Origin of the sequence: Gloeocapsopsis sp. IPPAS B-1203 (assembly GCF_002749975.1) — a bacterium.
GTDB lineage: Bacteria > Cyanobacteriota > Cyanobacteriia > Cyanobacteriales > Chroococcidiopsidaceae > Gloeocapsopsis.
Map to the genome: position 1 here is coordinate 357746 of NZ_PEIG01000003.1, position 12468 is coordinate 370213.

11 protein-coding genes are annotated in these 12468 nt (G+C 43.0%); 7 read left to right on the forward strand and 4 right to left on the reverse strand.

The features are described from left to right. Positions 1–103 precede the first annotated feature (103 nt). Together CSQ79_RS07595 and CSQ79_RS07600 are read right to left on the reverse strand one after the other, a co-directional pair. Complete coding sequence (locus tag CSQ79_RS07595) at positions 104–1267, reverse strand: nucleotidyltransferase family protein (protein WP_099700563.1); 1164 nt, start codon at positions 1265–1267, stop codon at positions 104–106. Between the two features lie 447 nt (positions 1268–1714). Further along, the gene (locus CSQ79_RS07600) at positions 1715–2539 is read right to left on the reverse strand and encodes a segregation/condensation protein A (protein WP_099700564.1); all 825 of its coding nucleotides are present in this window, start codon (positions 2537–2539) and stop codon (positions 1715–1717) included. Between the two features lie 523 nt (positions 2540–3062). Between CSQ79_RS07600 and pdxH the strand changes: the two genes are divergently transcribed. Then, a complete protein-coding gene (gene pdxH, locus CSQ79_RS07605; RefSeq protein ID WP_099700565.1) occupies positions 3063–3707 on the forward strand; it encodes a pyridoxamine 5'-phosphate oxidase in 645 nt (214 codons plus the stop codon). A gap of 38 nt (positions 3708–3745) precedes the next feature. Here the strand turns inward: pdxH and CSQ79_RS07610 are convergent, their stop codons facing one another. Next, positions 3746–4579, reverse strand: coding sequence for a DUF3153 domain-containing protein (locus CSQ79_RS07610; protein WP_099700566.1), 834 nt, complete (start codon positions 4577–4579; stop codon positions 3746–3748). Positions 4580–4595: 16 nt separating this feature from the next. Beyond that, on the reverse strand, positions 4596–5117 hold the full coding sequence (locus tag CSQ79_RS07615) for a tetratricopeptide repeat protein (RefSeq protein ID WP_099700567.1): 522 nt from the start codon (positions 5115–5117) through the stop codon (positions 4596–4598). A 187-nt stretch (positions 5118–5304) separates the two neighbouring features. On the opposite strand from CSQ79_RS07615, the gene gap reads away from it, so the two are divergent. The 6 genes from gap (at position 5305) to CSQ79_RS07645 (ending at position 12415) form a co-directional block, all read left to right on the forward strand. Continuing rightward, a complete protein-coding gene (gene gap, locus CSQ79_RS07620) occupies positions 5305–6324 on the forward strand; it encodes a type I glyceraldehyde-3-phosphate dehydrogenase (protein ID WP_099700568.1) in 1020 nt (339 codons plus the stop codon). A 137-nt stretch (positions 6325–6461) separates the two neighbouring features. Next, positions 6462–8903, forward strand: coding sequence for a phosphoenolpyruvate synthase (ppsA, locus tag CSQ79_RS07625; protein ID WP_099700569.1), 2442 nt, complete (start codon positions 6462–6464; stop codon positions 8901–8903). A 40-nt stretch (positions 8904–8943) separates the two neighbouring features. Further along, complete coding sequence (locus CSQ79_RS07630; protein ID WP_099700570.1) at positions 8944–9687, forward strand: 4'-phosphopantetheinyl transferase family protein; 744 nt, start codon at positions 8944–8946, stop codon at positions 9685–9687. Between the two features lie 146 nt (positions 9688–9833). Continuing rightward, positions 9834–10967 carry a cob(I)yrinic acid a,c-diamide adenosyltransferase gene (locus CSQ79_RS07635; RefSeq protein WP_099700571.1) on the forward strand — a complete coding sequence of 378 codons (1134 nt, stop codon included), beginning with the start codon at positions 9834–9836 and terminating at the stop codon, positions 10965–10967. A 171-nt stretch (positions 10968–11138) separates the two neighbouring features. Next, positions 11139–12032, forward strand: a complete 894-nt coding sequence (locus tag CSQ79_RS07640) for a TIGR02587 family membrane protein (RefSeq protein WP_099700572.1) — start codon at positions 11139–11141, stop codon at positions 12030–12032. After that, positions 12029–12415, forward strand: coding sequence for a hypothetical protein (locus CSQ79_RS07645; RefSeq protein ID WP_099700573.1), 387 nt, complete (start codon positions 12029–12031; stop codon positions 12413–12415). The genes CSQ79_RS07640 and CSQ79_RS07645 overlap by 4 nt, the downstream gene beginning before the upstream one ends. Positions 12416–12468 lie beyond the last annotated feature (53 nt).

A 12468-nucleotide genomic window follows, 5' to 3' on the forward strand; every position in this document is an offset into this window, starting at 1 on the left:
AATGTGCTAACGCACCGCTACGCTAACAAAATGTGCTAACGCACCGCTACGCTAACAAAACTCAAAACTAATCACTAGCCACTCTTTGAGTTGCTCCTCGCTCCTAATTTCCATTCCCCAGTAACTCAACGATCGCGCGATGTTCTAATGGTGGTTGTGACGGTTGGGGATAGCGAGAATCGGTGATTAGCCAGTCAAGAGCTGCCGCTTGCACATCAATTGTTGCACCATTTTTATCAACGCAGTAGCGTCCAAACACTAACTTGTCAACTAAGCGGACTCCAGGTCCCAAACGCGAGTAATCAAAAATTACACTGTTGTCTACTGTCGCGCCACTGCAAATCCAGCAATTAGGACCAATCATTGCTGGTCCAATAATTTTTGCACCGTCCTCAATGCGTGTCATGCCACCAATGTAAACTGGACCTGTGATATCTACTTTGTCCCAGTTCACAGCAACATTCAAGCCAGTATAGATTCCTGGAGCAACCTGATGACCAGGAATTTCCACATTTTTGATTTCTCTGGAGAGAACACCACGAATAGCGTGCCAGTAATCAGGAACTTTACCAATATCTACCCATTGGAAATCCATCACTAAACCATAAAATGGCGCACCAATTTCTACTAATTTAGGAAATAATTGGCTACCGATGTCATATTGCTGACCAGAAGGAATGTAATCCAAAACTTCAGGCTCAAAGATATAAATACCTGTGCTGATATTAGTACTCAGTGCTTCTTCGACTGCAGGCTTTTCTTGGAAAGCTTTAACACGTCCTGCATCATCAGTAACAACGATACCGTAACTAGAAACTTCCTCGCGAGGAACTGAGCGCATAATTACAGTTGCGATCGCACCTCTAGATTTGTGCCACTTGACAGCCGCAGTGAGATCTAAATCAATCAAAGCGTCACCACACAGAACCACAAACGTATCGTCAAAAAATGGCGAAAAATCCTGTATGCGCCGCATTCCACCCGCAGAACCAATTGCTTCACCAACTAATTCACCATCTTCAATGCGCCCCTCAAAAGAATAAGCAATCTGAACTCCAAAGTGTTGTCCGTCACGAAAATAGCTTTCAATTTCACCAGCTAAATGGCTGACGTTGACCATAATTTGGTCAAACCCATGCTGGCGTAGTAATTCTAAGAGAAATTCCATCACTGGCTTTTGCAGGATTGGAATCATTGGTTTAGGAATTGTGTAGGTAATTGGGCGTACGCGAGTACCCTTACCAGCCGCTAGGATCATCGCTTTCATAAATAGTTGCTCCTCAACCTCATGTTTTTATATACCTAAATTAATTGATACCTAATAATCGCCTAAATTCCAGCATTTAGTCATCATTGAAACCACTGACAGCTTTAAGTAGGGAGTAGGAGCGTTAGCGCAGCGGGACGAAGTCCGGAGCGAGAGGCGAGGGGAACCTGTGATTAGTTTTGAATTTTGAGTTTTGGAAAGCGAACAAAGGTGCCGGAGGCAACTATTTTAAGTTTTGTTAGCGTAGTGGTGCGTTAGCACGCTTTGTTAGCGTAGCGGTGCGTTAGCACATTTTGAATTGAAGAAAATAACTCATAACTCAACACTCAACATTCATAACTCTCTTAGGCTCAACACTTCACGACTCATAAATCCTATTCTCTCCTGCTTCCTCAGTTTCCCTAGTTCTCGAAAAACCCTGATCTTTGATTTTTGCTCCCTAACCTCTTATATTGCAGTAATTGTCCGAATTTTGATCTCTTGATAAAACTCATCTTGGGATAGCTCTACTTTTGACTGAGCAGATAGTAACAATAATGCCCAAAAAACGCTGACTCGTTCTTGAACAGGTGCGTGATTGGATGCGATCGCCTGTGGCGCTGCGCTGTGGGCAATCGCTCTTGAACACTTCATGCGAGTCCACAACTCTACCAATTGATCTAAGTTCAGCCACGTCTGTTCCTGCTGTCGATCATTATGCCAGCCAGAATTTAAAAACTGCTCAATTTCTGCTGCTACCTCGGTGAGGTTTTCCTGGTGCGCTAATTCAAGTGCTTGGCGTAGTTGTGTACGTGATGGCGAGGAAAGCTTGCGAGTGCGCGTGTTGTGTGACGATTCTGGTTGCGAAAGTTGCAATTGATTTGCCATTAATTGCAACTGAGTGATGAGTTCTTGCAGCGTAACTCGGCGCTTTTGTGGTGGCAAAGCTGCTGGGCGGCGACGTAATTGTTGTTCTAAAGGTAAACGCACTCTTGTGTTTTCGTTGGCGTCAAGAAAAATATCTTCTGCTGGTTGTAATTCAGCTTGCTGAAATTCTAGTTCAACCAATGTATTGGCTTTAAACAATACGAGCATTGATGCCGATAAAAAGGCTTGTCCTGATTGTGATAAATCTGCTTCAGTAGCTGTTTGGGCAATTTCATCTGCAGCAAGTACTTCACTCAAATATCGATCAATTACATCAATGACCTGAACATCCCAAGGATCAATTTCTCCTTTTTGGGCAAGATCAATCAAAAGTGTAATTTTTTCTAGTAGGTGCGCAGCATCCATAAGGTAAGGATCAGAGTCAGGGATCAAGGGTCAGGGGGTAACAATGATTTAACAGTAGGGGTGTCATACTACTTGCAATTCCTAAATACAATGTTTCCCTCATGGCATTGAGGAGCATTGTAGGGAATAGTAACGTTTTAAACAACTGATGAAAAATCTGAAAATTTAGCTGTAGTCAGGTGCTTGATGGTATGGTGATTATAGGTGGTCAAAAATTGACTAAAGTATATCAAACTCAATCGCCACACAGTAGCATATAAAATGCTAGTGCGATCGCCAAAATCTTAAATCTTTTGGACATAAAACGCTCCTGTCCTATTGTTGATCGCTGTAACTTAGCTTGATTGTTTTGATGGCAGCCGCCATAGGTGAATTACAGTACGGCAAATCATTTTGATTAAAGTGCGGCCAAGATGACAGCTAAACCTTAATCAGACAATAATGTTGAATCAACCTGACACGCTAGCCTTGCTTAATCTAGAATTTAAAATCTAATCTAGGGCACAAACAGCGATCGAGCAACATGAACATTAGCGTAGCGGATCTTCGTAAAGATTACACTCTCCAAGGCTTGCAGGAAAAAAACGCTGATCCTAATCCCTTTAGACAGTTCCAACTATGGTTTGACCAAGCGTTAGCTGCACAGATACCTGAACCTAACGCAATGACATTGGCTACTGCGACTTCAGACGGTAAACCTTCAGCAAGAATGGTGTTATTAAAAAACTTTGACGAGCGAGGTTTCGTATTTTTTACAAATTATTCCAGTCACAAAGGACAAGAACTTGCAGCTAATCCGCAAGCCGCCCTCGTATTTTGGTGGGCGGAACTAGAACGCCAAGTTCGGATTGAAGGACGTGTGGAGAAATCATCTGATGCAGAATCTAACGAATATTTTCAAAGCCGCCCATTAAACAGTCGTTTGGGGGCTTGGGCGTCAGATCAAAGCCAAGTCGTAGTTAGCCGCGAAGTTTTAGAACAGCGCTTGCAAGCACTTCAGCAAAAGTATGAACACGAGGATGTTCCTCGTCCACCTCATTGGGGAGGATATCGTTTAATTCCTCATCTGATTGAATTTTGGCAAGGACGCCCTAGCCGACTCCACGATCGCCTCAACTATCGTCGTCAGGAAGATGGTAGTTGGCAAAGGGAACGCTTGTCACCGTAAATAGGGGTGAGCGAAAGAGTGACTAAAGTGCTAAGCATTCAGGTTGCTTTACTTTCAGGAGTTAAACTTGGTGCTATCTGAGTTGTGGGATCGGGCATGAAGTTATAGCGCAAGTAAATTCCGGCTGTTATGAATAAAATAATGATAAAAGTGCCAATTCCTAATGGATTAGGTAGCCAGAAAATAGCTTCGAGGTGATTGAGTGCGCCTGGCTTAAATGTCCAAACAAGTTGTTTTTGTGCAATTTCGGGGGACACGGCATTTTCGTCAGTTTCGACGCTTTTAGCGCCCCAAGGAGTATTTAAGCGAAACTCCAAGTCAAGGATTTCATTAGGATTGACAAGGACGTTACCGTTAGTTGAAACCAAAGAAAGCGATCGCAGATCTAGTTCGTAAATAAGTCGATTTTTCAGTAAAAAGATAAAGTTGTTTTGGTTGAGCTTGAGCTGGGAATTGACAACTGGGATTTCAGATGGTTGGGTAATAGCTGTATTTGTTTTAGCAGTTGGATGAAAGAATTCATTGAACTTAGATTCAAGTTCTGCACCGTTATTAAAAGGAATTGTGACGGTGAGTTCTTCACTAGAAATGCGTTTGACTTTGCCATCAAGTTTACGGGCACGGCGTTCGATGCTATCTAACCACTCAGTAGCAGAATCACCACTGAAAGTCATTAAGCGATCGCCTAACTTAATATGCTGGATAATTTCGCCATGATTGGGGCTATCAAAATTAACTCCGGCTTGATACTGCACGCAGCCTGAAAGAAGCAGCGATGATAAAAGAACGATCCACAATAGCCGCCATCGTGCTAGAAATCGTAATAAAGTACGCAAAAAGCGAGTTTTATGCATTGTCAAAACTGCGGACATTAATCCTCCTATCGATTCAAATCGACCAAATCAACCCAACAAGTGTTAAAGCGATCGCTATCAGTGCTACCCAGATAAAGCGATTGTCTTTTGTATTTACTTTACTAGGATCAATAGGTTCAGGAATCACTGGTGTTTGGGACGGACGTTTTTTACTCACCGTACCACTAGCCAATCGCATTTGACTTTCATTATCGGGTAATGTACCCAAGTCAGGAATTTGTGTTAACCATTCTTGAGGGCGCTTGAGTTGCGGTGCTTGCAATATGTATAGTAATCGCCGCGCTTGTTTACTTGTTTCCGCATGGGGATGGCGCTTAAGTTGTTCGCACAATGACACAGCTTCTTGTCGCTGTTCTGCGGCTTCATATGCTGTTACTAGCCATATCTGAATCTCTCCTCCTAACCGAGTATTTCGGGCAACAAGGGCGCTGGCTTTTTCCAGATGTTGCACTGCTTCGCGGTACTTTCCCCGTTCAAATGCGGCTTTTCCCGCTTGGTACTCACTTTTAACAATTGCTTGTGTATCTGAACTCACGGTCTACTACAAGATATCTTCTTTCTTGATATTGCCACTTATCATCTGATTTTAGATGGAGTAAGTTCTATGCTACTTGCTCAAGCACGGGTTAAACTTTCCTAGCCGTGTTCTAAGCTACGGCATCGTTTGAAGTTAGTTGCTAACACTTAACTAGTAAAAAAATACTTTAAATCAAGAGGTAGTCATGAAACGAGTAGCCATTAATGGATTTGGACGGATTGGACGTGCGTTTTTACGGATTGCTTATGGTAAGCCAGATTTAGAAGTTGTTGCGATCAACGATATTGTATTAAAACCCGACTTAGCTGCGTATCTACTGCAATATGACTCAGTATATCGGCAGTTTCCTGCGGAAGTAGGCTATGACGATACAGGTTTGATGATTGATGGGAAAAAAATCGCACTTGTCGCAGAAAAAGATCCGGCGGCGCTTCCGTGGAAGCAGATGGATATCGATGTTGTTATCGAATCCACAGGGATTTTCCGCAGTGCAGATAAAGCCGGATTACACATTGAAGCTGGATGTAAAAAAGTGATTATTAGTGCGCCCGCTAAGGGTTCTACTGTACCCACGTTTGTGTATGGCGTAAATCACGAAAGTTACGCTCCAGAACGCGATTCTATAATTTCCGCAGCGTCTTGCACCACCAATTGTCTCACACCAATCGCCAAGATCCTGAATGATGAATTTGGCATTGAGAAGGCACTGATGACGACAGTTCACGCTTATACTGCCGATCAACGATTAGTAGATACAGGACATCCTTCAGAATGGGCGCGCGGACGTGGTGCAGCCCAAAATATTGTACCAACGACAACAGGCGCAGCAACGGCAGTTGCTTTGGTGTTACCAGAATTGAAAGGAAAACTTGATGGCATGGCGTTACGCGTACCGACTCCCACTGGTTCAGTAACCGATTTAAATGCAGTGTTGCAAAAGTCTGTGTCAGTAGAGGAAGTTAATGATGCTTTACGCAAGTATGCAACGAACGGAATGCGCGAGATTCTCAAAGTTAGTGAAGTTCCTCTGGTTTCTTCAGATTGTGTAGGAGATCCGCACTCGGCAATTGTAAACCTCTCTTCCACAAGTGTTCTTGGTGATAACTTTGTCAAGGTTCTCGCTTACTATGACAACGAATGGGGCTATGCAAATCGCTTGGTAGATTTAGCAAGTTACATTTTAACAGGGGTGAGGGGTGAGTGACTGGTGGCTAGTAGGAGAGTGGGAGAGTAAGAGAGTGGATTCTAATTGTTAATCCTACCCGCCTACCCTACTACCCTCTACCCCTCTGCTGCTCGTACTTTTTTTAGATTGGTAGGTATCATTAGTAGAAAAGAGCTATGGTAAAAGCCGCTAAAGAACATTTTTCGTCTTCGCAAGCGCGATCGCTCATTCTCTGGTTCGATCAGGTTGGCATTGCGGATATCCCTTTAGTAGGTGGTAAAAATGCCTCCTTGGGAGAGATGATTCAACATAACACATCGCAAGGTGTTAATGTTCCTAATGGTTTTGCAACAACAGCCCAGGCGTATCGCTACTTCATTCAAGCAGCGGGGTTAGAAGAAGAACTGCGATCGCTGTTTTGCGATCTTGATGTTGCTGATATTAATAATTTACGCCAAGTGGGGAAACGAGCGCGATCGCTGATTTTAAATACACCGTTTCCTCAAGACTTGCAGCAAGCAATAAGTCAAGCTTATCAAGAAATGTGCCTCCGCTACGGTACAGATACTGACGTTGCGGTTCGTTCGAGTGCGACTGCTGAAGATTTACCCGATGCGAGTTTTGCTGGACAACAAGAAACATATCTTAATATCAGCGGCATTCACAGAGTACTAGAAGCCTGCCATCGTTGCTTTGCTTCCTTATTTACCGATCGCGCGATTTCCTACCGACAAATTAAAGGATTCGACCACGTTGATGTAGCACTTTCTGTCGGCGTCCAGAAGATGGTGCGTTCCGATTTAGCAACTTCTGGTGTGATGTTTTCCATTGAAACCGAAACAGGTTTTCAAGATGCAGCACTAATTACAGCAGCCTATGGCTTAGGAGAAAATGTTGTTCAAGGTGCGGTAAATCCTGATGAATACTATGTTTTTAAACCAACTTTAAAAGCTGGATTTCGCCCAATTTTAGACAAAAGATTGGGAAGCAAAGAATTAAAAATGGTGTATGATGATGGTTCTAAACTCACTAAAAATATTAAAGTATCGCCTGAAGAAAAAAATCAATTTGCCCTCAATGACGAAGAAATCTTACAACTTGCACGATGGGCGTGTTTAATTGAAGATCATTATTCGCAAGTCCACGGCAAACACACACCGATGGATATTGAATGGGCAAAAGATGGAATTACTCAAGAATTGTTTATTGTCCAAGCGCGTCCTGAAACTGTACAGTCGCAAAAAAGTACTAATGTGCTGCGTAGTTATGAGTTTACCACTCAAGTTAAGGCACAGCCATTAATTATTGGACGAGCCGTGGGAAATGCGATCGCTCAAGGTAAAACCCACGTAATTACCGATGCAAGTAAAATTGATCAATTCCTACCAGGAGAAGTATTAGTTACCGATCGTACCGATCCTGACTGGGAACCAATTATGAAAAAAGCAAGTGCAATGATCACAAATCAAGGCGGGCGCACTTGCCATGCTGCAATTATTGCAAGAGAATTAGGGATTCCAGCAATTGTAGGATGTGGTCATGCAACATCTACTTTGCATACTAATCAAGATGTGACAATTTCTTGTGCAGAAGGTGAAGAAGGAAAAGTTTATGCAGATTTGTTGCCATTTGAAGTTAAAGAAATTACTCTAGAGAATTTACCTCGTACTCGTACGCAAATTTTAATGAATGTTGGCAATCCACAAGAAGCTTTTCGCCTAGCTGCAATTCCTAATGATGGGGTAGGTTTAGCCCGTTTTGAATTTATTATTGCTAACCATATTCAAGTCCATCCTTTAGCCTTATTAAACTACAACAAGTTAGACAATTTCGTTAAAACAAAAATTGCAGAATTAACTGCACTTTACGACAATAAACCACAATACTTTGTTGATAAATTAGCACAAGGTGTAGGAAGAATTGCTGCAGCTTTTTATCCTAAGCCTGTCATTGTACGGATGTCAGATTTTAAGAGTAACGAATACGCAAATCTGCTAGGTGGCAAACAATTTGAACCGGACGAAGAAAACCCGATGTTAGGGTGGCGAGGTGCAGCGCGATATTACGATGAAGGCTACCGCGATGGTTTTGCATTAGAGTGTCAAGCGATTCTGCGGGTACGCGAAGAAATGGGTTTAACGAATATTATTCCGATGATTCCTTTTTGTCGCACTCCCGATGAAGGGCGGATGGTGTTAGCAGAAATGGCAAAAAATGGCTTGAAGCAAGGTGAAAATGGCTTGCAAGTCTATGTGATGTGCGAATTACCCAACAATGCGATCATGGCGGAGGAATTTGCCGAAGTTTTTGATGGATTCTCGATTGGTTCTAATGACTTGACTCAGCTAACACTAGGAATTGATCGCGATTCTGCACTTGTCGCGCGATTATTTGACGAACGCAGTGCAGGAGTCAAACGAATGGTAAAAATGGCGATCGCTGCTGCAAAAAAACACAATCGCAAAATTGGTATTTGCGGACAAGCACCCAGCGATTATCCTGAATTTGCCCAGTTTTTAATCGAACAAGGAATCGATACAATTAGTCTAAATCCTGACTCTGTATTAAAAACAACGCTGATAATAGCAGCAGCAGAAGCAGAAGTTGAGGAGAGATGACATGATGTGTTGAACTATTTTTCAAATTGGTACTGCATAGATGAATGCTGGTGTTGAGTGGGCAAATCCACCGTCGAACCTCTCTTTACTTAGTAACGAAGTTCATGTGTGGCGGGTGACTTTAGATATTGATGCAACAATTGTCCGCAGTCTTTTTGCTACTTTGTGCGCTACAGAAAAGCAGCGAGCAGAACGTTTTTATTTACAATTACATGGCGATCGCTTTATCGTTAGTCGTGGGGTACTCCGACAAGTTCTCGCTAGCTATCTCCAGATTCAACCCAACGAAGTTGACTTTAGCTACAACTCCCACGGTAAACCGAGTCTTGTTGTCGCAGATAAAGAACCTCTACGCTTTAATGTATCGCACTCGCAGGAACTTGCCTTAATTGCAGTTACCCAAAATTGTGATGTCGGAGTCGATCTTGAATACATCCGCAATGATTTTCCTTGTCAAGAAATTGCAGAAAGATTTTTTTCACCAACTGAAGTCGCTGTGCTGCGATCGCTTCCGCCACATTTACAAATAACTGCCTTTTTCAACTGTTGGACTCGCAAAGAAGCTTTTATCAAAGCAACAGGAAAAGGGTTATCACTGCCATTAGACAAATTTGATGTTTCCCTCACCCCAGGAGAACCCGCGAAGTTACTATACACTTCGTGGGATGAATCTGAAGCTCAACTTTGGACACTGCAAGAAATTATTCCTGATGCTGGATATGTAGGAGCGATCGCAGTACCTAGAAATAATTGGTGTATTCAGCAGTATAAGTATGATTTTTAGTTCGTAGTAGTTGCCTCCAGCACGCTACGCGAATGTAATTCGTAATTTTAGTTATATTATCTTCCTACCCTCGTTTCTAGATTGTGCTAGCAATGAACTCAGACGTCCGTTAAAATCTAAATCTGCATCAACATTCTAAAAAAGCAATGACAAGGAACGGCATTGGTATTCGCACAGCGCAACTACGTTCTCACCGAGTTGTCGGACAAATTCACGTTTACGATGGTGCCGGAAAAGGTAAGTCTCAAGCAGCTTTAGGCGTTGTTTTACGCTCCATTGGATTGGGAATTAATACTCGTAGCGCTACCCGCGTTTTGTTACTGCGGTTTCTTAAAGGACCAGGACGTGCTTATGATGAGGATGGCGCGATTGAAGCATTGCAACAAGGTTTTCCGCATCTCATCGATCAGGTACGCACTGGAAGAGCAGAGTTTTTTAGTGCTGATGAAGTGACTCGTTTTGATCGTCAAGAAGCACGGCGCGGTTGGGATGTTGCTAAAGGCGCGATCGCTTCTGGCTTATATTCAGTTGTCGTGTTAGATGAACTGAATCCTGTGTTGGATTTAGGATTACTTCCCGTTGAAGAAGTTGTTCAAACACTCAAATCAAAGCCAGAGGAAGTCGAAATTATTGCGACAGGAAGAGGTGCGCCACAACAACTGCTAGATATAGCCGATTTACACTCGGAAATGAAACCTCACCACCATGCGACAGCCGCCGAAAAAGGAATTTCTGGAATTGAAATCTACACAGGTGCTGGTAAAGGTAAATCCACCAGTGCATTGGGTAAAGCCTTACAAGCGATTGGGAGAGGAATTAGTCAAGACAAATCACACCGCGTTTTGATTATGCAATGGCTCAAAGGTGGCAGTGGTTACACTGAAGACGCCGCGATCGCAGCTTTACAACAGTCATATCCTGCCTTAGTCGATCATCAACGTTGTGGGCGCGATGCCATTGTTTGGCGCAGTCAACAGCAAGAATTAGATTATGTAGAAGCAGAACGCGGTTGGGAAATTGCCCGTACAGCGATCGCCTCTGGTTTGTATAAAACTATCATCCTCGATGAACTCAATCCTACAGTTGATCTAGAGCTATTACCCATAGAACCGATTGTCCAAGCACTACTGCGCAAACCCCGCGACACTGAAGTTATCATTACAGGGCGCTGCCACAATCCACCAGCCTATTTTGATTTAGCTAGCATTCATTCTGAAGTATTCTGCCACAAACACTACGCAAACCAAGGAGTTGAATTAAAGCAAGGCGTAGATTTTTAGTAATATAGAATACATTAAGGTGCAATAATGGAAAATACTCAAGTTCTCGATCTCGTGGCAGGCGGTTTAGCAGTCGTCATTCTCATCGGCGGCTACTTAATGATGTTCACTGACATCTTGACAAAAAAGAAGTAGTGTGATTTTTGTACAGGCATTTTGTCTGTCAGCGCGATGAACGATCAAAGTCAGCAGCAACGATCGCTTGTGCGATCGCTCCAAGAATACCTGCGGGGAATTGCCGGAGGGTTACTATTTAGCTTACCCTTGCTTTACACAATGGAAGTTTGGTGGGCTGGATTTATTACCCATCCTTTGCGCCTACTGATATACGTTCTTGCCACTTTTAGCTTGTTGCTTGGTTACAACCGTTACGGCGGTTTACGTCGTTCAGCGAGTCCATTGGAAGTTGCTATTGATTCGGTTGAAGAAATGGGGCTAGGATTAATCATTGCTGCGATATTTCTCTGGCTTTTGGGGCGAATCACGGCAGAAATGACTCTTAATGAAATCGCTGGCAAAATTATCATCGAAGCCATGACAGTTGCAATTGGTGTATCTGTTGGTACGGCACAGCTAGGTGGAGGTGAAGGCGGACAGCAAACAGATAGTGGCATGAAAAGCAATTCATCGCTAGACGATCCTGATCCCACACCTTTTTTGACAAAAAGCAATGGTGACTTCGGCGGACAGTTAACAATCGCTTTATGTGGTGCAGTGTTATTTGCTGCTAATGTTGCCCCTACAGAAGAAATTATTCAGCTCGCAGTAGAAAGTAATTCATGGCGGCTTGTAGGTTTTGCCCTTGTCTCAATGCTCATGGGGGCAATGATTCTGTTTTATAGTAACTTCACTGGCACACAGCGATTCTCTAAAAAACGCGGCATCGTCAACGTGATTTATGGCACAGTTGTTACTTATGCGATCGCTTTAGTTGCTTCCGCCGCAATTTTATGGTTTTTTGGGCGCTTTGATAATATGTCCTTGATGACTTGCTTAGCACAAACCGTTGTTTTAGGACTTGCTGCAACTTTAGGCGCTTCAGCAGGAAGACTTCTACTGCAATGAAACAACTAGAAAAAAACTGGTTAGAGTGGATTGTGTTTGCAATTAGTCTTGTCTTAGTGGTTGGAACATTAGGATATCTAGTCTACGATGGAACAAATACAGCAAACTCACCTCCAAGCTTTGAATTTCAACTTGGGCAACCACAGCCTCAACAAAATTACTTCGTTGTCCCAGTATCAGTAACTAATCAAGGTGACGAGACGGCTGAGGGAGTTCTTATTGAAGTTGTCCTAGAAAGTGATGGAACTGAACAAGAAACAGCCGAATTTGAAATTGCCTTTTTACCAAGACAATCTACCCGTGAAGGTTGGGTAACATTTAAAACCGACCCGCGTACGGTAGATCAGATGTCAGCACGAGTCATGGGTTTTGAAAAACCTTGAGAGAGAAGTAGATTCTTGTTAGCTTTTAGCGTTGAACTCGGAACCTTATTTTT

Bases quoted from the DNA above. Each gene is read 5' to 3' on its own strand.
- CSQ79_RS07595 (WP_099700563.1), bottom strand. From the start codon at position 1,267: ATGAAAGCGATGATCCTAGCGGCTGGTAAGGGTACTCGCGTACGCCCA.
- pdxH (WP_099700565.1), top strand. From the start codon at position 3,063: ATGAACATTAGCGTAGCGGATCTTCGTAAAGATTACACTCTCCAAGGC.
- ppsA (WP_099700569.1), top strand. From the start codon at position 6,462: ATGGTAAAAGCCGCTAAAGAACATTTTTCGTCTTCGCAAGCGCGATCG.
- CSQ79_RS07635 (WP_099700571.1), top strand. From the start codon at position 9,834: ATGACAAGGAACGGCATTGGTATTCGCACAGCGCAACTACGTTCTCAC.
- CSQ79_RS07600 (WP_099700564.1), bottom strand. From the start codon at position 2,539: ATGGATGCTGCGCACCTACTAGAAAAAATTACACTTTTGATTGATCTT.
- CSQ79_RS07640 (WP_099700572.1), top strand. From the start codon at position 11,139: ATGAACGATCAAAGTCAGCAGCAACGATCGCTTGTGCGATCGCTCCAA.
- CSQ79_RS07645 (WP_099700573.1), top strand. From the start codon at position 12,029: ATGAAACAACTAGAAAAAAACTGGTTAGAGTGGATTGTGTTTGCAATT.
- gap (WP_099700568.1), top strand. From the start codon at position 5,305: ATGAAACGAGTAGCCATTAATGGATTTGGACGGATTGGACGTGCGTTT.
- CSQ79_RS07610 (WP_099700566.1), bottom strand. From the start codon at position 4,579: ATGTCCGCAGTTTTGACAATGCATAAAACTCGCTTTTTGCGTACTTTA.
- CSQ79_RS07630 (WP_099700570.1), top strand. From the start codon at position 8,944: ATGAATGCTGGTGTTGAGTGGGCAAATCCACCGTCGAACCTCTCTTTA.